The organism is Emticicia sp. GW821-FHT11C11 (assembly GCF_058808615.1).
The window spans coordinates 1,395,400-1,417,482 of sequence record NZ_JBXARV010000001.1; the positions used below are offsets into that span (position 1 = coordinate 1,395,400).

A 22,083-nucleotide genomic window follows, 5' to 3' on the forward strand; every position below is an offset into this window, starting at 1 on the left:
TTTTTCAGCGACTTAATGAATCGTATGGCGGTGCTATTCCCAGCTAATGAACAGATAAAAATATTTATGCAACAATGTTGCATAAATAAAAAAATCAATCTACCTTTGTGCTTGTAAAACCAACAGGTAGGTTTTAATCAGTAGAGATACTGTTTATAGATGTTTTTATTTTGAAATCCGGAGGTTGCTGACTTCCGGATTTTTTGTTTAGACAACCGTATATTATTTTGTTTTTTTCTGTTCTCGATGCTGTGCAAAAAGCCAATCCAGTAAATCCGGTGCATCACTTACCTGATTCCAGATGTTATGGGCTTTATCCGGATATTCGGTATAACGAGGGTGCCCACCTGCCTTTTTCATGGCTTCAATCATTTCGCGGGAGCCGCTCACCGGAACATTTCTATCCTTTGCTCCATGAAAAGCCCAAACGGGTATATTTACCATATTTTTGGCGAGCGAGGCATCGCCTGCTCCTGAGATGGGAATAGCTGCAGCAAACAGGTCGGGTCTTGTAGCAATAAAATGCCATGCACCATAACCACCTAAGGAATTGCCGGCCACATAATAACGATTTGCATCAAACGGGAGTTTTTGCTGCAATGAAGCTATGGTTTCAAAAACCAGTGAATCAATAGCAGGAGTATTATTGACTCCTCCCCAGCTTGAGCCCACAGGACATTGCGGTACAAACAGAAAAGCCGGATATTTTACTCTGTTTTCTGGTTTTGACAACAAAGACACAGGTAGTGAAGCTACAATCTGTTTTGTATTATCAATCCCACTTCCCGAACTTCCATGCAAACAGATAACCAATGGATATTGTCTGGTTGAGTCGTATTGCAGCGGTTTCAATAATCTGTATCGCAAAGTATCATTACGACTGTTAATATAGATTCCTTCAACAAAGGGTTCAGCTATTTTTTTGAGATGGGAATCCACTCTTCTGGCATTTTTGTTGATGTCAAGACTATCCGTTATTAAAATTGAACCTAAATAAAGTCCTACCATTGCTATGATAAACGAGGTAAAATTGATCGGCCCTACCCATGATTCCTGACTAGCGTCAGATTCATTTATACTTGTTTTCTTTTCTTCTGAGAAGTGCAAGATAAAGGCAACAGGAATCAGTACACCTGCTAATGCTATCCATTGTTCTATACGTCCCAACATGCCACTTAGCATAAAACTGGTAGAGTGCATTGTGGTGATGATAGATGAAATCATGATGATTGCTTCTGCCAATAGCAGAATCCCTGCCATTCGCAGCCATCGTTTTTTACCCGTGCCAGAACTTATCAGGCTGATTGCAAACAACATACTCGCGACTAAAGAAACTATAATGGCCAGGAGATTATAATTGAGTATTTCCCGGGTTTTTAGTAATTGCAGAAAAGAAAAAAAATGAAAGCCTGAAGCAGCAATAGATAGAATGAGCGCCCTGAAAGCAAATGAATAGTTATGGGAGTAAAAGTATTTCAGTAAAATAACCGACCACACCAGCCACGCCAAAAACTCGAAAGTAAACCAGCTACCCATTGATGGCAGGCTGCTCGCCTGCACACCAAGTACCAGAAACAAAATGCTCTTAAATAAGATTAGGACGGCATAGACCGCGCTATATATAATGGCAGAGGAATAGAAATTTCGGGTCATGAATGGGTTTTAATATGGTATTAAAGAAAGATAGTAACACAATTTTAATCAAACAATCTTTTATAGAAATAATAGAACAAAGAGTAGATAAACGGATAGTATTGAATTACAGAATTAGCGCCCGAAACAGCGATTTTACATTGTTTATAATTTTTTTAATATTTTATTTAGCTTATCGTTTCCAAAGTATTAAATTTAAGAATTCAACCAGACGGAATACTTCCGACATCTATCAAAAACCTATCAGCATTACTATGAAAAGAAGAGACTTCTTGCAAAAAGGGGCAATGGCATTTGCCGCTTCCACAGCCTTATCTCATGAATTATTTGCCGCCAAAAAGAAAGGAGAAATAGTAGGGGTACAGCTTTATTCGGTACGTGCCGAGATGAAAAATGACCCGCTAGGAACCCTGAAAAAAGTAGCCGAAATGGGCTACAAAAATGTAGAACATGCCAACTATATCAACCGTAAATTTTACGGTTATTCTGCCACAGAATTCAAGAAAGTATTGGATGACCTGGGCCTTAAAATGCCAAGTGGCCACACAGTAATGGGCAAGCAACATTGGGATGAGGCCAAAGGCGAATTTACCGATTTGTGGAAACAAACCGTTGAAGATGCGGCCATTTGTGGTCAGAAATATGTAATCAGCCCCTGGTTGGATGTAAGCCTTCGTAAAGATTTTGACGGACTGAAACGCTTCATGGATGTTTTCAATAAATCGGGTGAACTATGCCAGAAATCAGGCATGAAATTCGGTTATCATAACCACGACTTTGAGTTCAGCCTGAGATTGAGTAGCGTGAGAGTGTATGACATTATCCTTCAGAATACTGATCCTAAGTTGGTTGTACACCAATTGGATATAGGTAATATGTATGGTGGTGGCGGAAGAGCCGTTGATCTGCTGAAACAATATCCGGGTCGTTTCGAATCGATGCACGTGAAAGACGAAATCGCCGTGGCTGGTGCCAACGAAAAATACGAAAGTACTATTCTGGGCAAAGGTATTATCAATACAAAAGAAGTGATTGACTTAGGCAGAAAAATAGGTGGAACCACCCACTTTATCGTAGAGCAAGAGTCTTACCAGGGCCAGGCACCGATTGATGCTATTAAAGAAGACATTCAGATTCTGAATAAATGGGGATATAAATGAAAAATTGAGTGATTGAGCGAGTGTGTGATTGAGTGATTGAATTTTCGCTATTCTGAAAATTTTATTCACTAATTCGCTCAATCACTAATTCACTAATTGAATTCTATGAACCGACGAAATATTATTAAAGGAATAGGGGGAGGCATTTTAGCCTCCTTTTTCCATAATGGAGCAGATGCAAGTGCAGATGCTCCGTTCAGAATCGGTGCCTGCGACTGGTCTATTAATAATACCGGCAACTTAGGTGCTATGGAAATGGCTAAAAGAATTGGTCTCGACGGCGTGCAGGTAAGTCTCGGGTCTGTCGAGAACGATATGCATTTACGCCGGAAAGACGTGCAGCAGGCTTATAAAGCTTTGGCTGATATTTTCAAAGTCGGGTTTACTGGTATGGGTATTGGAGAACTGAATAATGTACCGTATAAGTCTGACGACCGGACTGACCAGTGGGTTTCTGACAGTATCGATGTGGCCAAAGCGATGGGCATTAAGGTAATTCTGCTGGCCTTTTTCTCCAAAGGTGACTTGAAGGATGACCCGAAAGGACAGCAGGTAGTGATTAAAAAATTGCGGGAAGTAGCACCAAAAGCCGAAAGGCTGGGTGTCACTTTGGGTATTGAATCATGGCTGAGCGCAGAAGAACACATGCAGATTATAGATGCCGTGGGCTCTAAAGCGGTGAAGTGTTATTATGATGTGGCCAATTCTGAAAAGATGGGTTATGATATCTACAGCGAAATCAGGTGGTTAGGCAAGCAGAATCAGATTTGCGAGTTTCATTTTAAAGAAAATGGTTCTTTATTGGGTGAGGGACGTGTGGATTTTGCTAAAGTAAGACGATGCATTGATGAAATCGGTTATACCGGTTGTATACAGATAGAAGGCGCGGTGCCCGAAGGAAAGGCCATGTTTGAAAGCTATCTTCAGAACAATGAGTTCGTAAGGCGTATCATGAAATAATAATAAAAGCTAAATTCTGCAACTACAGTCAGTTTATCTATACTCTACTAATCTTATAGATATTTTGTCTAAGAAATAAAACGCCATCAGGCAAAACAGAAACTAAACTATTCCTTTCTTCAAAAAATTATCTGCTATTGCATTAATTTGTTTCAACAAGTATTTTCTAATTTTATTATATTTGCAGAACAATCAGCAACGAACTTTTTGTTGTATTAATAATAGCTCATTTACCGCTACTGCGGGGCGTTCATTAACACATTATAAATCCCGATGAAAATCAATCTTAATACGCAAGAATCCTTTGAAAGCAGACACCATGGCAAAAGCGAGACTGACTTGCAAGCTATGCTGAAAACTATCGGTGTCGATTCTCTTGACACACTCATCAATCAAACAGTTCCGGAACAGATTCGTCTGCAAACACCACTCAACCTGCCCCAGGCTAAATCAGAAGCCGAATTTCTGGCTGACTTTAAAGCACTGGCGCAAAAAAACAAAATCTTTAAATCTTATATCGGTACCGGCTATTACGACACGGTAGTTCCGAATGTGATTCTGAGAAATATACTGGAGAATCCGTCTTGGTATACAGCGTATACGCCTTATCAGGCTGAGATTGCTCAGGGACGTCTGGAAATGCTGTTGAACTTCCAGACCATGGTAATTGACCTGACAGGAATGGAAATTGCCAACGCTTCTCTTCTTGATGAAGGTACAGCCGCTGCCGAGGCCATGACTATGCTGCATAACATACGCCCTGCTGCCAAGAAAAATGCCAATACTTTCTTTGTATCGGAGCTATGCCACCCTCAAACCATCGATGTGGTATTAGGACGTGCCAAACCACTGGGTATTACGGTGATAGTAGGTAATCACGAAGTCTTCGACCTTACTCAGGAAGATATTTACGGAGTTTTATTACAATACCCTGCCACCAATGGTGAGGTATATGACTATACAGACCTGATTACCTCTGCACATGAACTGAATGTGTCGGTAGCTGTAGCGGCCGACTTATTAGCACTTACCCTGTTGACCCCTCCGGGTGAAATGGGTGCTGACGTGGTAGTAGGTTCCGCCCAGCGTTTAGGTGTACCAATGGGCTATGGTGGGCCTCATGCGGCTTATTTTGCCACAAAAGAATCGTTCAAACGTCAGATTCCGGGGCGTATTATCGGGGTGTCCATTGATGCGCAGGGTAACCGCGCATTACGTATGGCTTTGCAAACACGTGAGCAGCACATCCGCCGTGAAAAAGCGACTTCTAATATATGTACGGCTCAGGTGTTGCTTTCAGTAATGGCTGCTGCCTATGGTATTTATCATGGTCCGCAAGGTTTGAAAAACATAGCATGTAAAGTGCATGGTCTGGCAAAATTATTTGCCGAGTCGGTAGAAGGATTGGATTACCAGTTATTGACACGTAACTATTTCGATACAGTTACTATTCATACAGAAGACAGTACTGCTCTTCGTGCCATTGCAGAAAGAGAGGGGGTGAATTTCAGATATGTAGACCTGGGTAATGTGAGTATCTCATTCGATGAGACCAAAACGCTGGCTGATGTAACACAATTATTGAACATTTTTGCTGAAGCTAACGGCAAGGAAGCCAAAATCAATCTGAAATCAGAAATTGATGTGGTTATTGAACCTGGTCTGAATCGTACTTCGGCCTATATGAGCCATCCGGTATTCAGTAGCTATCATACCGAGCATGAGATGTTACGCTACCTGAAATCACTCGAAAACAAAGATTTGTCTTTGGTGCATTCCATGATTTCACTAGGTAGTTGCACCATGAAACTCAACGCTACTGCCGAGATGATTCCGGTAACCTGGCCCGAATTCGGTCAACTGCACCCATTTGCTCCACAAGACCAGGTGCAGGGGTATCAGCAATTATTTGAAGAGCTGAACGATTGGCTGTGTGCCATTACAGGTTTTGCGAAAATGTCGCTACAACCTAACTCAGGTGCGCAGGGAGAATACGCAGGGCTGATGGTTATCAGGGCTTATCATGAAAGCAGAGAAGAAGTACACCGCAATATAGCATTGATTCCATCATCGGCGCATGGTACTAACCCGGCTTCAGCTGTATTGGCAGGTATGCAGGTGGTGGTAACCAAATGTGATGAAAGAGGAAATATAGATGTAGCAGACTTAAAGGCTAAAGCTGAACAATATGCCGATAATCTGTCTTGTCTGATGGTTACTTACCCATCTACACACGGTGTGTTTGAAGAGTCTATCAAAGAAATATGTGCCATTGTACACGCCAACGGCGGACAAGTATACATGGATGGCGCCAATATGAATGCACAGGTGGGACTTACTTCTCCGGCATCTATCGGAGCAGACGTTTGCCACCTGAACCTGCACAAAACATTCTGTATCCCGCATGGTGGCGGTGGTCCGGGTATGGGGCCAATTGGCGTAGCACAGCATTTAGTACCGTTCCTTCCTAACCACAAAGTAGTGCCTGTATCTGGTTATGACGGAGTCCATGCCGTTTCGGCAGGGCCTTATGGCAGTGCCAGTATTCTTACCATTTCTTATGCCTACATTGCCATGATGGGTGCTGAGGGTTTGACCAATGCTACTAAAAATGCCATTCTGAACGCTAATTATATTAAGGCTCGTCTGGATGGAAAATATCCGATTCTGTACACCGGAAGCAACGGACGTTGTGCCCACGAAATGATTGTAGACTTGCGTCCGTTCAAATCATCGGCAGGAGTAGAGGCAGAAGACGTAGCGAAGCGCTTGATGGACTATAACTTCCATGCACCGACATTGTCGTTCCCGGTTGCAGGTACTTTGATGATTGAGCCGACTGAATCAGAATCAAAAGCAGAACTGGATCGTTTCTGTGATGCGTTGCTGACTATCAGAGAAGAAATAGCTGACATAGAAGCAGGCAATGCTGATAAAGCGAATAACGTACTGAAAAATGCGCCGCATACAGCAGCAGTTGTATTGGCCGAAAACTGGGATAAACAATATAGCAGAGAAAAAGCAGCCTTCCCATTACCTTATGTAAAAGCCGACAAATTCTGGCCAAGTGTAAGCCGGATTGATTCAGCTTATGGTGACAGAAATCTGGTATGTGCCTGTCCTCCGGTTGAGGAGTATGAGGGATGATATCCTTAACGAATCAGAAAACCATAAGTATTTCTGATTTTATATAATATTGAGAGCGTATTACATCAGTTATGTAATGCGCTCTTTTGTTTTGTTGGTTATTAGGTTTGAAGATGTGCTAATTATTGCTACTTTGGCGTGTTAATAATACATTTAGCAGATGCGTATTTAACCTGAGAGACCGATACCCTTATTATGACCAAAAATAACTACAAAGGCGCTATTACCGGTGCAGCTTTCCTGATGGCAACTTCTGCCATTGGCCCGGGATTTTTGACACAAACCACCGTTTTTACCGGGCAACTTCTGGCCAGTTTTGGTTTCGTTATTTTAATATCGATTCTACTAGATGTAGCCGCCCAGTTGAACATCTGGCGGGTTGTGGCAGTGAGTAATAAAAGAGCGCAGGATCTGGCCAATGATTTGTTCCCGGGGCTGGGTTACTTGCTGGCGGTATTAATTGTAATAGGGGGGCTGGCCTTTAACATAGGTAACGTAGCAGGCGCAGGTCTGGGTTTTGAGGTGTTGTTTGGAATGGATGCCCAAATAGGGGCTGTGATTAGTGCTTTACTGGCAATAGGCATATTTTTATCTAAGGAGGCTGGTAAGGCAATGGATAGTTTTGCCAAGGTTCTGGGTTTTGTGATGATTATCCTCATACTGTACGTAGTATTTGTTGCTCAACCGCCTGTGTTTGAGGCAATCCATAGAACCATTATCCCTCAGAAATTCGATGCTTTGGCCACCATTACACTGGTAGGGGGGACTGTCGGCGGATACATTACCTTTGCAGGTGTACACCGCCTGATAGATGCCGGAGTAAGCGGGCAGGAGAATCTGCCACAGGTAAACAAGAGTGCTACTACAGGTATTCTGGTTACAGCGGTTGTCAGGTATCTGTTGTTTCTGGCCTCTTTGGGTGTGGTAGCAGCAGGTTTCAGCCTGAACGCCAATAACCCTGCGGCCTCAGTGTTTCAAAGCGCAGCCGGAAACCTGGGTTACAAGTTTTTCGGCATAGTTATCTGGAGTGCAGCTATTACTTCAGTGGTGGGTGCTGCCTATACATCTGTTTCTTTCTTACGAACTTTTCATCCATTCTTCGAGAAGTATAATCGCCAGATCATTATCGGTTTTATCGTTTTTTCTACGCTTGTTTTCGTAGGTGTAGGCAAGCCGGTTCGCATATTGGTGTGGGTAGGTACTTTAAACGGGTTTATTCTTCCGGTTGGGTTAGCTATTATTTTGTTGGCAAGCCGCCAGGCCAGATTAATGGGTACTTACAAGCACTCCGTTTTTCTTCAAATAATGGGCTGGTTGGTAGTAGTTTCAATGCTGGGCATGGCTGTAAAAGCCTTTATCTGATTGCTTATGAGAAAAATTGCTACAAAATCTGGCGAATAGTTTGGTTTATATTATAAACTACTTTATAATTGCATAAATATTTACTCAATTAGCAATGGAAGAAAAACCAATTACTCAAAACGAAAGCCTGCTCATCATCGAAAGTATGATTGAGACAACCAGAAAGCGCATTACCCGGCTCGACAGCTATTATTCATTAATGTGGGGTTATCTGGTACTTATAGCCAGTTTTCTGAATTATTATCTGCTCAGTGCGGGTTATGGTCAGCAATCTTACCTGGCCTGGTGCCTGATGATTGTAGGGGCAATTGCCAGTATTTTTATTGGTGTTAAGCAGAGAAACAGCCAGAAGATTACCACTTACTTCGATAAAGTGCTGACCTTCCTCTGGTCGGGATTCATGATCTGTATTTTAATACTGGTTTTGAACATGAAGTTTATCAATTTTCAGATCACTCCCTTAATTTTATTGCTGTATGGCATAGCCTTGTTTGTTAATGGCGGAATGCTGAAATTTGTCCCTCAGATTGTTGGCGCCATTGTGGCCTGGACAGGTTCTTTGTTGGCTTTCAGAGTAGAGATGATGTATCAACTGTTGATTATGGCAGTAGTTGTAATCGTTGCGTATATCATACCGGGGCATATTTTATATTATAAGGCACAGAAAGATGTTTAACGATTTAGATCCACTTATTCACTCACAGTTGCGGTTAGCTATTATGTCTATTTTGGTAGGAGTAGAGCAGGCAGAGTTTGTTTACCTGAAAGAAAAAACCAATGCTACGGCCGGTAACCTGAGTGTGCAGCTGGAAAAATTGCAGCAGGCCAATTATATCAGTATCGAGAAAACATTTAAAGGTAAATATCCGCTTACTGTCTGCAGAATAACCGTTCAGGGTGCCGAGGCTTTCAGTAAATATGTGAAAGACCTGCAGGCATATCTCAGGAATACGTGATTTTTTTGAAAATTAAGTTTATATTTTAAACTACTTTATAATTATGAAATATTATATCATCACTCTGCTATTATTGTTTTTGCTGTGCTGTGGTTTTACTCCAATGGCTCAGCCTACTTTGAAGCCAAGCCCTAAACTGGTGGAAGCCATGAGCAAGATGAATTTCCTTGTCGGTAAATGGAAAGGAGCAGGATGGATTCAGTTTGGCCCTAAACGGGAAACTTTCCTGCAAACAGAAGATATATCGCTAAAAGCTAATAGTACTGTTATACAGATTGAAGGCAGGGGAGTGGCTTCGGAAGATACTAACAAGATTATTCATCAGGCCTTTGCCATCATATCGTATGATGCTTATAACAGTAAATATCTGATGAGAGCCATCAGAGCGGACGGCGGGCATGTAGATGCAGACTGTGAGGTGCTGGCAGACGGCGCTATAGTGTGGAAATTCAAAAGTCCACAGGCAGGAGAAATCAAATACACAATCAGTCTGGTTAATAACAAATGGGTTGAAAAAGGCGAATTCAATCGCGACGGGCAAAGTTGGATACAGTTTTTTGAGATGACTTTATCCAAAGTTAAATAACAGACGCGTATTTTTTTTGTTTTTTTTACAGACAATCGCCGCTGCTTATAGGTTTTTGTTGTATTTTTGTGGGGTAGAAACTTAAAATTAAAACGAATATGTTCGGTTATCAATATCCAACCTGGGTTGCCATTCTTTTTTTCGTAGTATTAATGGTTCTTGCGTTTGCAGTAGGTAAGTGGCTTGTAAAGAAAGACAGAGATTATAAAGGATTCTGAACCAATAAATAAGTATCGATAAGTAAGACTACTTATTGATACTTATTTAATATATACCTTCTTCGAGGTGTAATATTTCTTTTGTCGGGAGCTTTTTCGACAGCAGTCGTGCTACGATACTACTTCTGGTTCCATTCGAGCAGGCAACAATTATGGTAGTATAGTTGCTTAATTCTTCCAGCCTTTCCGTGATTTCGTGTGGAGGAATATTCATCCCACCGATATTAAAATCAGCAAATTCCCATATTTCCCTCACATCGAGAAGCAATGTTCCGGGTTTGGCCCGTAGAGCTTCAAGGTCTTGTTGTGCTATTTCGGTGAAGTCGGCCATTTTACGGATTGGTTTATAGAAATACCCATGCCTTTCAAATCTGATTCTAAGGCATGGGTATATTATTATGAGTTTAAAGCAAATCAGGCATACAATGCTTCTCTCTGCGACTTTATTTTCTCATTAGTGAGATAGTCATCAAAGTCCATTAGTTTATCCAGACAGCCGTTTGGAGTCAATTCTATGATTCTCGTGGCTACAGTCTGTGTCAGCTGATGGTCATGGCAGGTAAAGAGAATATTGCTCGGGAAATCTTCCATACCTTTGTTAAGCGCCTGTATCGACTCCAGGTCCAGGTGATTGGTTGGTTCATCAAAAAGCAATACGTTCGCTCCTGAAAGCATCATTCTCGAGAACATACAACGTTGTTTCTCACCACCGGAAAGCACCGTACATTTTTTCAGTGCTTCTTCACCCGAAAACAGCATCCGGCCCAGGAATCCTCTGATAAAGGTCTCGTCTTTTTCGGTAGAGTACTGGCGCAGCCAATCTACCAGGTCAAGATTACCATCAGAAAAATATTCAGCGTTATCGTTTGGCAGATAACTGTTTGTAATGGTAATACCCCATTTGAATGTTCCGCCTGATGCTTTTCGTTCACCCATCAGAATATCAAAAAGAGTTGATACTGCTAAGCCGTCTTTGCTAAGAAAGGCAACTTTTTCATTACGCGATATCTGAAAGTTCAGGTTTCTGAACAGGTAAGTACCATCTTCTAACCGATAGCTCAGGTTTTCTACCAACAGAATCTGATCACCTACCTCACGCTCGGGTTTAAAACCGATGTATGGATAACGACGGGAAGAAGGTTGAATCTCTTCAATATTCAGTTTCTCAATCATTTTCTGACGGGCAGTAGCCTGTTTCGACTTAGCCACGTTAGCAGAGAAGCGACGGATAAACTCTTCCAGTTCTTTCTTTTTCTCTTCGGCTTTTTTGTTCTGGTCAGCTTTCTGACGGGCAGCTAACTGGCTAGACTCATACCAGAATGAGTAATTACCACCATAGAGTGTAATTTTTTTGAAGTCAAGGTCAGCAATGTAGGTACAGACGTTATCCAGGAAGTGGCGGTCATGCGAAACGACAATTACGGTATTCTTGAAATTCATCAGGAAGTTCTCCAGCCACAGAATAGAATCGATATCAAGGTTGTTGGTTGGCTCGTCGAGTAACAATATATCAGGGTTACCAAACAGGGCTTGTGCAAGTAATACCTTTACTTTATCTGCCGGGTTAATATCAGACATTATCGTGTAGTGCAGGTCTTCTTTGATACCAAGACCCGATAACAACGAAGCCGCGTCTGATTCTGCTTCCCAGCCGTTCATTTCTGCAAATTCTGATTCGAGCTCAGCCGCGCGATTACCGTCTTCTTCCGAAAAATCGGCTTTGGCGTAGATGGCATCTTTTTCCTGTATAATTTCATGCAGGCGTTCGTTACCTCTGATAACCGTATTCAATACGGTTTCGTCGTCAAAGGCATTCTGGTTTTGCTTGAGAACCGACATCCGTTCACCCGGATCCATACTCACATTGCCTGTTGTTGGGTCAATCTCACCCGAAAGTATTTTTACGAAAGTAGATTTCCCTGCTCCGTTTGCACCAATAAGACCGTAAACGTTGCCGGGTATGAATTTTAAGTTTACTTCTTCAAAAAGCGTGCGTTTTCCGAATCGAAGCGAAATATTTGAAACCGTAAGCATTTATATCTGAATAATTTATAATGTCTGATTAAAAAATTGTTTTACTGATCGTATGTATTGTTAAAATATTCCCTCGTCAGCAAAGCTAAAGTAACCGTTGTCACCAAAAATGAGATGGTCTAACACTGGTATATCCAACAGTCGTCCGGCATCCTTTACTTTTCTGGTCAGGTCTTTATCTGCCTGGCTGGGAGTTAGATTCCCTGACGGATGATTATGAACCAGAATGATGGCCGAGGCCAGGTATTCTATAGCGCTTTTGAAAATTATTTTTGGGTCGGCTACCGTTCCTGCCACGCCTCCTACACTTACCTGAATCGGCCTGATGATTTCGTTAGCCCGATTGAGCAGCAAAACCCAGAATTGCTCATGCGACAGATCAAGTAAATAAGGCCGGATGGCCTGATACGCATCAGCAGATGATGTTACCTTTGCTTTTTTCAGCACTTCGCTTTCCTTTCGTCTTCTTCCCAGTTCAAGCGCTGCGGCAATCGAAATGGCCTTGGCATCCCCGATGCCTTTGAATTTCATCAGGTCGTTAATACTCAACCTGGCTAGTTCATTTAAGTTGTTTCCTACACTACTCAATATCAGTTTTGACAGATCAACGGCTGATAACTCTTTTGTACCGGAACCAATCAATATGGCAATCAGCTCGGCGTCAGAAAGAGCCGCTCTGCCTTTCAGCATCAGCTTTTCTCTTGGACGGTCTTCTTCAGCCCAGGAAAGTATATTGTTCATCACAGCGGTGTATCGTTTAATTTTTTAACAATACTAAACAAAAAATGCCCACGGAGTTGTTTCCATGAGCAAAATATTGTTTCTCACACCAATTAAGCCAAAGAATTGATGTGTTTCGCTAAACCAGATTTTAAGTTTGCTGCTTTGTTTTTGTGGATAACGTTCTTACGAGCCAGTTTATCCAACATAGAAGCCGCTGATTTAAACAATTCGGTAGCTGCTATTTTATCAGAAAGACCACGTAGTTTTCTAACAATAGTACGAGTTGTTTTGTGTTGGTAACGATTTCTCAAGCGTTTTGCCTCATTCGCTCTGATGCGCTTTAATGCCGACTTATGATTTGCCATTTTATTATTATAATTTGTCTGTTCTTATTTGGTAGAATTCCAATTGAGGGTGCAAAAATAAAAAACTTATTTATAATAACAAAACAGAAGAATAAAAATATAGTGTTTTACTATGTATTTTGTATTGCTGAAATGTCTGTGCCTCTCATGTTAATAAAAAAAGTACGCTGACCAGCGTACTTTTTTTGATGCTATCTTTGATAAGCAGAGCTAAAATTATTTTATCTCTGAATTAATAACCAAAACTTTTTCCCAATTGGCTTCATTTGATTTCTCAAATGTTTTGTATTGGGCACTTTCGCGGAATTTCTCCATTTCACTATCAGTTCTGAATGTCAGATAGTGCATTACATCATATTCTGCATTTGCTCCTTTTTCTGTGAGCGTATTTCCGGCAGAATAGCTAACTATTTCAGGTAAATCGCGTTTCAATCCCTGAAATTGTTCCATGTGCTGTTTGATAGCTTCCTGTGAGATACCTTGCTTAAATTTAAAGCAAACAATACGTTGTTTTTGTGCCTTTGGCGGCGTGTAGGCAGAACCGTAAGCAACCATTAAAAAAGCAAAAACTCCCAGAGCAATTGCCGGCAACAAATATCTCAATAACGATTTTTTCTGTGTATGACTCATTTTCTTTTTCCGAATAATATTTTGTATAACTATGCAAATATAACGGAAAGTATTTGAAATGATTGTACTTTTTTTAGAAAAACTTTTATTGATTTTATAAATTTATATTTACACAGAATAATATTCTGTTTTTGATTGATTTTGTAGAATTGCTTTATTTTATGAAAAATTTTAGAATAATGAGAATAAGTGTTGATTTTTGATAGATTTTGCCTGAAAAATAAAAAATCTCAAAAAGCATGTTGCAAATTTGAGATTTTGTAAATAAAAATATATGTTTTATCTATTATAAGAGTAAAAATCGCTCTTTATGCTGATTTATGTTGTTTGAAAATATTATTTGGGTCAGTTTAAGAAAGCTCTAACGGCATTTCTGAGTTTATCGCCTTCACAACCGGTAGCAATATGTCCGCAATCGCTGGTTAGCTCTAAATAATTGGTATTCAGTGTCTTTGCAAATTCAATTGCAGAAGCCGGGTTAACCATTTCATCTTTGGTTGCAACTACTACTAATACTTTAGCCTTAATATGCTTACGCATTTCAGCCAATGATTTCTCTGAAGTGCGATAAATATCCTGTGATAACATAGCTTTTATCTGGCAGATCCAATTTTCAGGGTTGTTGTTATTAATGTAATCGTCGCCTGTTTTTTGTATATTGTCGTAGGCCGTTTCTGCTTTTTGCGTACGAAGATAGTAATCTGGTGTAGCCAGATTAAGCGTATGCACTGCAGCCACCTGTCTCATGGCATTTTTTCGTGCTTCCGGATTTTTGCCTGCCTGTTCTATTATATTCCATTCAGTTTTCCAGAGCAGAACATCGTAATATGACTGTTTGGGAGTGCCAACAATCGGAATAACCTTATCCATAAATGTAGGGTAAGCCGTGAGCCATTCAAATGCTTGCATGCCACCCATCGAAATACCCATAACCGCGTATAGATGATTGATGTTCAATTTTTGTGTCAATAAAGCATGCTCTGAGTTGACCATGTCTCGTATAGTAATATCAGGGAAGCCGGGTGTATTGGACGGAGAAGACGAAACCCCATTGCCAAGGGCATCTACCAGAATCAGAAAAAACCGGGTGGTGTCTATGGTGGTGCCGGCATGATTGATCAGATTCTGGCTCTTACCGCCAAACCAGGTAGGCCAGAGAATGGCATTACTTTTGTTAGCATTCAGGTGACCAAATGTCCTGTAACCGATCTTACAGTTCTGTATGATTTTACCTTCCTGAGTTTTGAACTGGCTCAACGTGGCAAATTTCTGTGGGTTTTGTGCACAAGCCTGAGTAGAAATAAAACAAAAGAGAACAAGAATTCTTTTCATTTTAACGAAATACGTATAATATTAGGGGAATAATTAAATTGTTGCTAATGAAGCAAATAATACAAGCTTTTGCAAGACTTAAAAGTAAATTAAAACCGGGCCTGTATATAATAGGGCTGGCATGTGTTTTTAAAACGGGCTTTGCCGGATCGTCTCCCGGGTATCTTCAGCCATTCAGCGGGCCTTTATCTGAGAAATACAGGTATTGGGGCTTTTTTGCACATCAGCGAATCAACCGGCTGGCGGTGTATATGCTGCCTCCTGAAATGTTTGGTTTCTATAAAAGGAACATAGATTATATTACTGAAAACGCCGTAAATGCCGACCGCAGGCGCTATGCCGTGCAGAGAGAGGCACCCCGCCATTTCATTGATCTGGATAATTATGCTGATTCTGTCAGAAAACAATTACCTTTTTATTCATGGAAAGAAGCAGTGGCTAAAATAGGAGAAGACTCTTTGCATGCCCATGGCATTGTGCCCTGGCACATTGTTGCCATGAAATACAGACTCACAGAGGCATTCAGAAAAAGGGATATCAAACAGATACTGAGCCTTTCGGCAGATATGGGGCATTATATTGCAGATGCACATGTGCCTCTGCATACTACCAGAAATTATAACGGGCAATTAACCAATCAGGTTGGGATACATGGATTTTGGGAAAGCCGGTTGCCTGAATTATTTGCTGATAAGTACGATTTCCTTCTCGGTCAGGCTAATTACGAAGAGCATCCTGACAAAAGAGCCTGGCTGGCAGTGACCCAGGCAAATACGGCACTCGATTCGGTATTGGTGCTGGAAAGAGAATTAACCGCTGAGTTTTCGGAAGATAAGAAATTCAGTTTTGAAGAGATAAATAACGTAACGACGCGTGTGTATTCAAGAACATTTTCAACACGCTATCATCAGATGCTCAGGAGCCAGGTTGAACGCCAGATGAGGGCTTCTGTTAAAATGATCGGCGATTTCTGGTTTACCTGCTGGGTGGATGCCGGCCAACCTGATTTGGACATACTGAAAAAATACACACCTACACCAGCAGAAGAGGAAGGCGAAAAAGATGAGAAAAAACTGTGGCTCAAAAGAATATTTGAAGCAAGAAAAGAGAGTGATAATTAAAAGGGAGGGATATGATTTTTAAAATATCATATCCCTTCGCCAGAATTATATTCTTATAAATAATTTCTTATTATACATCCATCTGAGTATCAAAAAGTCAATCAGAAGAACCAGAAATCCATGCACCAGTGTCTGGTAGGGTTCCCCGAAAACAGCGGCGTAGTTTTGACCCAAATGAGTTCTCAGTGATTTGGAAACATAAGAGTTAAAGCCGTCAGCAATAACATAAGCAGCAATAGAGTTCATGCCGATAACGGTGAGTAGAAAAAACCAATTACGTTTTTGAAGGATGTCGACAGTCCAGTAAAAAAATGCCAACAGCAGGAAGCACCAGCCTCCGCTGAATAGAACCCAGGTTGGTGTCCAGATTCTTTTCACATTCGGACAAATACCCGACCAGTGAAGAAACAGACCCAACACAAGGCCTGAGACCCCCAGAATGATAAATATCTTTAGTTTATCCTGCTGCTTTTTATTTGACTTCAGGAAATTCCCTGCGACTAATCCCAGCAGCATGGTTCCTAAGGTTGGAATAAAACTTAGGGTAGCATAGCCACCTCCATTGAACAAGAATGGTTCTTCTCTAGGGAATAGATTAAGAAACCAGCGGTCAAATGCCCAGGCCAGGTTTGTGTTTTTGTTCCAGTGAGCGGCAAAGCCTGTCAGGTTATGCTCCCAGTCTTTTATGGCTCCGGCATTGGTGTAATCGAAACTGGCATCTGGGAGAGGGTACATGGCAAAAGCTGCCCAATAGCCTATTAAAATAACTACCAGCGCCCCAACCTGCACGCGATGAGAAGCAAAACCCAACAGAAACAGGAAAGGGTATCCCAAACCTATTTGGGTGAGGGTATCTTCGAAAGTAAAATTAGTCTGATCTGCCCATTGCGAACGCAGGAATATCCCCAGTAAAATCAGTACCAGCGAGCGCTGCAATGCATGGCGGAACGTTCTCCAGAAGTTATTCTCTTTGCTAAGCCTGCTAGCTATTGAGTAGGGTAGCACCACACCTACCAGAAAAGAAAACGAAGGTTGGATGAGGTCATGTAAAGAACAACCTACCCAACTGACATGGTCTTGCTGGCCGGCAATGAATTGCCAGAATGAACTGTCGGGCAGAGCCTCTGAAACTTTATGAAAACGTAGCACTTCGGCCATCATGAGCAGCATAACAAAGCCACGGTAAACATCGGCCGATGCCAGACGTGCAGGAGTAGTAGTGGAGGGCATAGAATAGGGTTTGAAATAGGGAGGTAAAAATAAAAATTTCTTTCTTAAGTCAATCCCTAAAATTGGTTTATTCTTACATATAACCTTCTACTCCCAAACCAAACAAGGCAAAATCGTATTTGACGGGGTCGGCAGGGTCGAGCAATTTAAGATTCTGCGTCAGTTCTACTGCCGTTTTCCAGTCGGCCTTGTGATGAGTTATTAAACCCAGTTTGCGCGCCACGCGTTCTACGTGTACATCGCAGGGACAAACCAGTTGCGCCGGTGAAATCTGATTCCAGATACCGAAATCCACTCCTTTATCGTCTTTTCTTACCATCCAGCGCAGAAACATGTTGATTCTTTTGCAGGTTGAGTTTCTGACAGGTGTGGCAATATGTTTTTTGGTACGTGCGGGGTAGTCGTCCAGACTAAAAAAACGTTTCTGGAAATTTTCAAGAACCGTTCGGGTGTCGGTCGATTCAGGCATTAAGCCCTCAATAAAAGCTTCTTCCAGAGATTCGTGTCTGGCATAAAAATCTTTGAAGAACTCAATAAAATAGAGTGTATCGGTAGTATTGAAAGTACGGTGCTTGAATGAAAGGAAACGTTTCAGATCAGAATCCCGGTGATTCCGGATGAAATCGTAAGGTGCGCCGTCCATCAATTCTATTAACTCATTGCATTTGTTAATGATGGTTACGCGCTGCCCCCAGGCGAGCGTGGCTGCCCAGAAACCCATGATTTCGATATCCTGTCTGAGCGCAAACCGATGGGGTATACTTATCGGATCGTTTGGAATAAAGCCGGGTTGATTGAATTGTTCGTATTTTTCGTTCAGCAGATCAATGATGTATTCAGACATGGATACCTGAAATTATTTCTTTATGAGCCGTAGAAAAAACACAAATACATTTGAAATCGCTGAAAAAACAGCAACCACCACAGTGAACAAAAGACTGAATATCGTAATGATGGGATACATCAGAGCAAAGAAGAATGTCCAGACTTTGTTTTTGGCTGTAGCTTCGATCGGTTTAGGTGTAGTATTTTCTATCGGATTCGGATGCATAAAAATAAATGGTGATTGTTGTACTCTTCTTTATAGAACATAACTCAGAGATGCCCTGATACGTTTATCTCTCGGCTGTAATTTTTGAAACGCCATGGGCGAAATCTTGATAAGAACATCGCCCGGGCCTGACAATTTCCCGATTACTTTTACCCATACACTTTGTCCGTTGGCATCATTTGAAATTTTAATCAACGTTCCGACGGGGGCTGTTCTATGTAGAGCAAGGTATTTGTTGGTGGTAGCACCGGCATTTATTACTTCAGCTATACCTTGTTCGGAGTATTTTTTACCGGTGGGTGCGTTAGGAACAGGTGTCTGTGCATTATCAGTAAGAGGCCGGGTAACTACTGTTTCCGGCTGGCTGTTTTTTTCTGTTTCAGCAGCAGGGCTACTGACCGGTTTGGGCTTATTAACAGTAGCAGGAACACTTGTTATTTTGGGTATCACAGGCTCTTTTTTCTCTTCTTTAGCAGGTGTAGTACCAGTGTTTTTTTCAACAATCAGGAGTTGATCCACATGTAAAACATCAGACGCAAGATTATTCCATTCTCTTAGCTGTCCTACTTTTATCTTGTATCTGGACGCAATACCGAAAAGCCCTTCTCCGGCTGCTACCTTATGGGTTTTAAATTTCGTATCTATTACTTTAGCAGTGGCCTCAGTTTTGATACCGACACTGTTTTTTACTACACCCGGGGTTTCTTTAGGTGTAGCTTCAGGAATATCAATTACTTCAATGCCATTTTCATCCAGCGTACCTTTCCGGCGTGCAGTATCCGGTTCTGCCTCCTGAATTTCAATGATTCTAGGTCTGGGCACACTTTTGCTTTTTACCTGTACAGGTATAGTTATGACCTGATTCGAAGTAATTGAGGCGGTTTTATTGAAGTCAGGATTGGAGGTATAAAACTCTTTTTCGGAGGAATTATATCTTTTCAGAATAGAATAGAGTGTTTCTCCCTTTTCTACCCTGTGCAGCACAAATGTCTTACCGTTTTTTTTCTCAATACCCAGCGAGTCAACAAGTTTCGGCAACGGATTACCGAATGATTTTGTCAGATAAAGTATAAGGAAAGCTATAATAAAAGAATATCTCAACATGTCAGTCAAGCGAATTGAATTTTACGCAAATTTAATGATTCTGCGAGAGATTAACGCATATAATTTTTTTTTCGTGTAAATTCGCCCCGAATAAAACATTGTAACCTATGAAAATTCTTGGAATAATTCCGGCAAGATATGCTTCAAGTCGATTCCCGGGTAAGCCACTGGCGGAAATCAACGGTAAAAGCATGATTCAGCGCGTGTATGAGCAGGCATTGAAAGCTAAAAGCTTGCAGAGAGTGGTAATAGCGACAGACGACGCAAGAATTTTAAATCATGTGTTGGAATTTGGAGGCGACGCAGTGATGACCTCAAGCGATCATCCGACAGGTACAGACCGGTGTTTTGAAGCATTAGAAAAAGTAGGAGGAGTTACTAAGTATGACTATGCAATAAATATACAGGGAGACGAGCCTTTTATTGACCCTGATACTATTGATCAGCTTTCTAGCTTGCTGGATTTTAAAACAGAGATTGCAACAGCGGTTAAGAAAATAAAGGATTATGAAACGCTTCGTGACCCTAATGTGGTAAAGGCAGTGCTCACCATGCGTAAGCAATGCTTGTATTTTAGCAGGCAGGTGGTACCTTATGTAAGAGGTTTCGAACCTGACGAGTGGTTGGATCACGCTGATTTTTATAAACACATCGGTATTTATGCCTATCGGAGCGACGTTCTGGAGCAGATTTCGCACATGCCTCTTTCTCCGCTCGAAAACACCGAGAAACTGGAACAACTCAGATGGTTAGGCTATGGTTACAAAATTTACGCAGTAGTAACAACCTATGAGAGTTTCGGAATTGATACTGTAGAAGATCTGGAGCGAATACAACGATAAAAAAAGTGAATATAGATATCCGTCAGGTTATCTATATTCACCTAAGTATAGTTTGTTTACAGGTTTATTGCTTAAACAAGGCGCAAACCCACATAGCAAAAGAACAGATTCCCAGGCCCAGTGATTCGCGGGCCATCTCAATATTAATAGTCTTCATACCCATCTGATTCAACACGACACCCTCCCATTGCGGTGGAAACTGATTGATTGACCACATCAGATATAATAACCCGATCGTAAAATACATAATTGGCTCGCCTTTCCCTTTCAGTTTATGATAAGATAAGAAAACGGGGATCAGATAGGTGGGAACCCAAACAAACGGGTCTGGGTCGTTGTATTGTACAATGGCTGCATAAACAAACATAGCCATGAAAATCCAGAGGATGATTTTTTTTGCCATCAATAGCACAGGTTTATGGTTAGGAATGGTGTACCAAAACAACTAAAAAAAAAGGGCTTTGTCAAGTTAAAAGCTATTAATGGAAGGTTTATGGAAATTTTTTTTCAAAATTTTGCAGGCTATTTCAGGCATACAAATAATAACTTCTCTAACCATGATACCCGCATTTACAAGTTCAGTATCAGTCAGTTTGGTTTTTCAGAGATACCATTCGCATCTTTGGCAGGTAATAACAGGCCGGCGTGAACTTATCGCTTTTTTGTAAAAGCACTTGTAGCAACATGAAAAGTTTCATACCTTTGCAGCGGCAAATTACCAGCTCCTGCTGAATCCCCCAGGTCTTGACCGAAGCAAGGGTATTGTGGTCGAGCGGTGAATTTGCCTTTTTTTGTTTTAGGCTTATATCATTTGTTCAATAATATACCACCGCTTTCATGTAGCTAATTCCCCTAAGGCATGAGAGTCCTAACAAATTATCCTATAAACGGGTATGGGGTTATATTTCTATGAAATTTTTTATCGATACCGCCTCTCTTAAAGAAATACAAGAAGCACAAGACCTGGGTGTGCTTGATGGTGTAACCACCAATCCTTCATTGATGGCAAAAGAAGGAATTGCCGGGAAAGATAACGTGATGCGTCATTATAAAGCTATTTGTGACATAGTTGACGGTGATGTAAGTGCTGAGGTGATTTCGACCAAGTATGAAGAAATGATTGTGGAAGGTGAAGAACTGGCCGAAATAGATGAGCAGATTGTTGTAAAAATACCGATGATAAAAGATGGTATTAAGGCCATTAAGTATTTTTCTGAAAGAGGTATTAAAACCAACTGTACGCTTGTGTTTTCTGCAGGTCAGGCATTATTGGCTGCCAAGGCCGGTGCCACCTATGTGTCTCCATTCGTAGGTCGCTTAGATGATATTTCTACTGACGGTATGAATCTGATTGAGGATATCCGTTTGATTTACGATAACTATGGTTACGAAACGCAGATACTGGCTGCATCTGTTCGTCACCCTATGCACATTATTCAATGTGCTAAAATTGGTGCCGATGTAATGACAGGGCCACTTTCTGCGATTCTTGCGTTGTTGAATCACCCGCTTACTGACAGCGGTCTGGCTAAATTCCTGGCCGACCACGCCAAAGTGAATCAGAAATAAGCTTTCATATACTATATTAAGCAGTTTTTGTGAAATGATG

The 22,083-nt window shown here is 41.3% G+C and carries 22 protein-coding genes; 10 read left to right on the forward strand and 12 right to left on the reverse strand.

The annotated features are described in order from the left end of the window. Positions 1–222: 222 nt before the first annotated feature. Positions 223–1,653, reverse strand: coding sequence for a carboxylesterase family protein (locus tag AC1RRY_RS05920; protein WP_492817456.1), 1,431 nt, complete (start codon positions 1,651–1,653; stop codon positions 223–225). A 254-nt stretch (positions 1,654–1,907) separates the two neighbouring features. Between AC1RRY_RS05920 and AC1RRY_RS05925 the strand changes: the two genes are divergently transcribed. The 7 genes from AC1RRY_RS05925 (at position 1,908) to AC1RRY_RS05955 (ending at position 9,824) form a co-directional block, all read left to right on the forward strand. Further along, positions 1,908–2,813: a sugar phosphate isomerase/epimerase family protein gene (locus AC1RRY_RS05925; protein ID WP_492817454.1), complete on the forward strand. Its 906-nt coding sequence runs from the start codon at positions 1,908–1,910 to the stop codon at positions 2,811–2,813. A 105-nt stretch (positions 2,814–2,918) separates the two neighbouring features. Further along, positions 2,919–3,773 carry a sugar phosphate isomerase/epimerase family protein gene (locus tag AC1RRY_RS05930; protein ID WP_492817452.1) on the forward strand — a complete coding sequence of 285 codons (855 nt, stop codon included), beginning with the start codon at positions 2,919–2,921 and terminating at the stop codon, positions 3,771–3,773. A 273-nt stretch (positions 3,774–4,046) separates the two neighbouring features. Then, a complete protein-coding gene (gcvP, locus tag AC1RRY_RS05935) occupies positions 4,047–6,920 on the forward strand; it encodes an aminomethyl-transferring glycine dehydrogenase (protein WP_492817450.1) in 2,874 nt (957 codons plus the stop codon). Positions 6,921–7,115: 195 nt separating this feature from the next. After that, positions 7,116–8,282, forward strand: coding sequence for an NRAMP family divalent metal transporter (locus AC1RRY_RS05940; RefSeq protein WP_492817448.1), 1,167 nt, complete (start codon positions 7,116–7,118; stop codon positions 8,280–8,282). Positions 8,283–8,376: 94 nt separating this feature from the next. Next, positions 8,377–8,958, forward strand: a complete 582-nt coding sequence (locus AC1RRY_RS05945; RefSeq protein ID WP_492817446.1) for a hypothetical protein — start codon at positions 8,377–8,379, stop codon at positions 8,956–8,958. Next, on the forward strand, positions 8,951–9,238 hold the full coding sequence (locus AC1RRY_RS05950; RefSeq protein ID WP_492817444.1) for a winged helix-turn-helix domain-containing protein: 288 nt from the start codon (positions 8,951–8,953) through the stop codon (positions 9,236–9,238). Before AC1RRY_RS05945 ends, AC1RRY_RS05950 begins: the two co-directional genes overlap by 8 nt. A gap of 43 nt (positions 9,239–9,281) precedes the next feature. Next, positions 9,282–9,824 carry a hypothetical protein gene (locus tag AC1RRY_RS05955; protein ID WP_492817442.1) on the forward strand — a complete coding sequence of 181 codons (543 nt, stop codon included), beginning with the start codon at positions 9,282–9,284 and terminating at the stop codon, positions 9,822–9,824. A 264-nt stretch (positions 9,825–10,088) separates the two neighbouring features. Here the strand turns inward: AC1RRY_RS05955 and AC1RRY_RS05960 are convergent, their stop codons facing one another. The 6 genes from AC1RRY_RS05960 to AC1RRY_RS05985 form a co-directional block, all read right to left on the reverse strand. After that, positions 10,089–10,373: a rhodanese-like domain-containing protein gene (locus tag AC1RRY_RS05960; protein WP_492817440.1), complete on the reverse strand. Its 285-nt coding sequence runs from the start codon at positions 10,371–10,373 to the stop codon at positions 10,089–10,091. 83 nt (positions 10,374–10,456) lie between these two features. Continuing rightward, positions 10,457–12,076, reverse strand: coding sequence for an ABC-F family ATP-binding cassette domain-containing protein (locus AC1RRY_RS05965; protein ID WP_492817438.1), 1,620 nt, complete (start codon positions 12,074–12,076; stop codon positions 10,457–10,459). 60 nt (positions 12,077–12,136) lie between these two features. Beyond that, a complete protein-coding gene (radC, locus tag AC1RRY_RS05970) occupies positions 12,137–12,817 on the reverse strand; it encodes a RadC family protein (RefSeq protein WP_492817436.1) in 681 nt (226 codons plus the stop codon). Positions 12,818–12,909: 92 nt separating this feature from the next. After that, a complete protein-coding gene (gene rpsT / locus AC1RRY_RS05975; protein WP_492817434.1) occupies positions 12,910–13,164 on the reverse strand; it encodes a 30S ribosomal protein S20 in 255 nt (84 codons plus the stop codon). A gap of 216 nt (positions 13,165–13,380) precedes the next feature. Beyond that, entirely contained in the window at positions 13,381–13,794 is a 414-nt protein-coding gene (locus AC1RRY_RS05980) for a Dabb family protein (RefSeq protein ID WP_492817432.1), read from the reverse strand. Between the two features lie 345 nt (positions 13,795–14,139). Further along, the gene (locus AC1RRY_RS05985; RefSeq protein ID WP_492817430.1) at positions 14,140–15,126 is read right to left on the reverse strand and encodes an alpha/beta fold hydrolase; all 987 of its coding nucleotides are present in this window, start codon (positions 15,124–15,126) and stop codon (positions 14,140–14,142) included. Positions 15,127–15,173: 47 nt separating this feature from the next. Here AC1RRY_RS05985 and AC1RRY_RS05990 point away from each other — a divergent pair, with 47 nt between their 5' ends. Then, positions 15,174–16,247 carry a zinc dependent phospholipase C family protein gene (locus tag AC1RRY_RS05990; RefSeq protein ID WP_492817428.1) on the forward strand — a complete coding sequence of 358 codons (1,074 nt, stop codon included), beginning with the start codon at positions 15,174–15,176 and terminating at the stop codon, positions 16,245–16,247. Positions 16,248–16,292: 45 nt separating this feature from the next. Here the strand turns inward: AC1RRY_RS05990 and AC1RRY_RS05995 are convergent, their stop codons facing one another. From AC1RRY_RS05995 to AC1RRY_RS06010, 4 genes are all read right to left on the reverse strand, one after another. Beyond that, on the reverse strand, positions 16,293–17,477 hold the full coding sequence (locus AC1RRY_RS05995; protein ID WP_492817426.1) for an acyltransferase family protein: 1,185 nt from the start codon (positions 17,475–17,477) through the stop codon (positions 16,293–16,295). Between the two features lie 73 nt (positions 17,478–17,550). Then, complete coding sequence (locus tag AC1RRY_RS06000) at positions 17,551–18,321, reverse strand: TIGR02757 family protein (protein ID WP_492817425.1); 771 nt, start codon at positions 18,319–18,321, stop codon at positions 17,551–17,553. 12 nt (positions 18,322–18,333) lie between these two features. Next, entirely contained in the window at positions 18,334–18,528 is a 195-nt protein-coding gene (locus tag AC1RRY_RS06005) for a hypothetical protein (protein WP_492817423.1), read from the reverse strand. A 30-nt stretch (positions 18,529–18,558) separates the two neighbouring features. Then, entirely contained in the window at positions 18,559–19,632 is a 1,074-nt protein-coding gene (locus tag AC1RRY_RS06010) for a LysM peptidoglycan-binding domain-containing protein (RefSeq protein ID WP_492817421.1), read from the reverse strand. A gap of 107 nt (positions 19,633–19,739) precedes the next feature. Here AC1RRY_RS06010 and kdsB point away from each other — a divergent pair, with 107 nt between their 5' ends. Next, positions 19,740–20,474: a 3-deoxy-manno-octulosonate cytidylyltransferase gene (kdsB, locus tag AC1RRY_RS06015; RefSeq protein ID WP_492817419.1), complete on the forward strand. Its 735-nt coding sequence runs from the start codon at positions 19,740–19,742 to the stop codon at positions 20,472–20,474. A 64-nt stretch (positions 20,475–20,538) separates the two neighbouring features. Here kdsB and AC1RRY_RS06020 read toward each other — a convergent pair whose 3' ends face one another. After that, positions 20,539–20,877, reverse strand: a complete 339-nt coding sequence (locus AC1RRY_RS06020) for a transmembrane 220 family protein (protein ID WP_492817417.1) — start codon at positions 20,875–20,877, stop codon at positions 20,539–20,541. Between the two features lie 506 nt (positions 20,878–21,383). On the opposite strand from AC1RRY_RS06020, the gene fsa reads away from it, so the two are divergent. Continuing rightward, positions 21,384–22,043 carry a fructose-6-phosphate aldolase gene (gene fsa / locus AC1RRY_RS06025; protein WP_492817415.1) on the forward strand — a complete coding sequence of 220 codons (660 nt, stop codon included), beginning with the start codon at positions 21,384–21,386 and terminating at the stop codon, positions 22,041–22,043. Positions 22,044–22,083: the final 40 nt, after the last annotated feature.

Bases quoted from the DNA above. Each gene is read 5' to 3' on its own strand.
- AC1RRY_RS05920 (WP_492817456.1), bottom strand. From the start codon at position 1,653: ATGACCCGAAATTTCTATTCCTCTGCCATTATATATAGCGCGGTCTAT.
- AC1RRY_RS05925 (WP_492817454.1), top strand. From the start codon at position 1,908: ATGAAAAGAAGAGACTTCTTGCAAAAAGGGGCAATGGCATTTGCCGCT.
- AC1RRY_RS05930 (WP_492817452.1), top strand. From the start codon at position 2,919: ATGAACCGACGAAATATTATTAAAGGAATAGGGGGAGGCATTTTAGCC.
- gcvP (WP_492817450.1), top strand. From the start codon at position 4,047: ATGAAAATCAATCTTAATACGCAAGAATCCTTTGAAAGCAGACACCAT.
- AC1RRY_RS05940 (WP_492817448.1), top strand. From the start codon at position 7,116: ATGACCAAAAATAACTACAAAGGCGCTATTACCGGTGCAGCTTTCCTG.
- AC1RRY_RS05945 (WP_492817446.1), top strand. From the start codon at position 8,377: ATGGAAGAAAAACCAATTACTCAAAACGAAAGCCTGCTCATCATCGAA.
- AC1RRY_RS05950 (WP_492817444.1), top strand. From the start codon at position 8,951: ATGTTTAACGATTTAGATCCACTTATTCACTCACAGTTGCGGTTAGCT.
- AC1RRY_RS05955 (WP_492817442.1), top strand. From the start codon at position 9,282: ATGAAATATTATATCATCACTCTGCTATTATTGTTTTTGCTGTGCTGT.
- AC1RRY_RS05960 (WP_492817440.1), bottom strand. From the start codon at position 10,373: ATGGCCGACTTCACCGAAATAGCACAACAAGACCTTGAAGCTCTACGG.
- AC1RRY_RS05965 (WP_492817438.1), bottom strand. From the start codon at position 12,076: ATGCTTACGGTTTCAAATATTTCGCTTCGATTCGGAAAACGCACGCTT.
- radC (WP_492817436.1), bottom strand. From the start codon at position 12,817: ATGAACAATATACTTTCCTGGGCTGAAGAAGACCGTCCAAGAGAAAAG.
- rpsT (WP_492817434.1), bottom strand. From the start codon at position 13,164: ATGGCAAATCATAAGTCGGCATTAAAGCGCATCAGAGCGAATGAGGCA.
- AC1RRY_RS05980 (WP_492817432.1), bottom strand. From the start codon at position 13,794: ATGAGTCATACACAGAAAAAATCGTTATTGAGATATTTGTTGCCGGCA.
- AC1RRY_RS05985 (WP_492817430.1), bottom strand. From the start codon at position 15,126: ATGAAAAGAATTCTTGTTCTCTTTTGTTTTATTTCTACTCAGGCTTGT.
- AC1RRY_RS05990 (WP_492817428.1), top strand. From the start codon at position 15,174: ATGAAGCAAATAATACAAGCTTTTGCAAGACTTAAAAGTAAATTAAAA.
- AC1RRY_RS05995 (WP_492817426.1), bottom strand. From the start codon at position 17,477: ATGCCCTCCACTACTACTCCTGCACGTCTGGCATCGGCCGATGTTTAC.
- AC1RRY_RS06000 (WP_492817425.1), bottom strand. From the start codon at position 18,321: ATGTCTGAATACATCATTGATCTGCTGAACGAAAAATACGAACAATTC.
- AC1RRY_RS06005 (WP_492817423.1), bottom strand. From the start codon at position 18,528: ATGCATCCGAATCCGATAGAAAATACTACACCTAAACCGATCGAAGCT.
- AC1RRY_RS06010 (WP_492817421.1), bottom strand. From the start codon at position 19,632: ATGTTGAGATATTCTTTTATTATAGCTTTCCTTATACTTTATCTGACA.
- kdsB (WP_492817419.1), top strand. From the start codon at position 19,740: ATGAAAATTCTTGGAATAATTCCGGCAAGATATGCTTCAAGTCGATTC.
- AC1RRY_RS06020 (WP_492817417.1), bottom strand. From the start codon at position 20,877: ATGGCAAAAAAAATCATCCTCTGGATTTTCATGGCTATGTTTGTTTAT.
- fsa (WP_492817415.1), top strand. From the start codon at position 21,384: ATGAAATTTTTTATCGATACCGCCTCTCTTAAAGAAATACAAGAAGCA.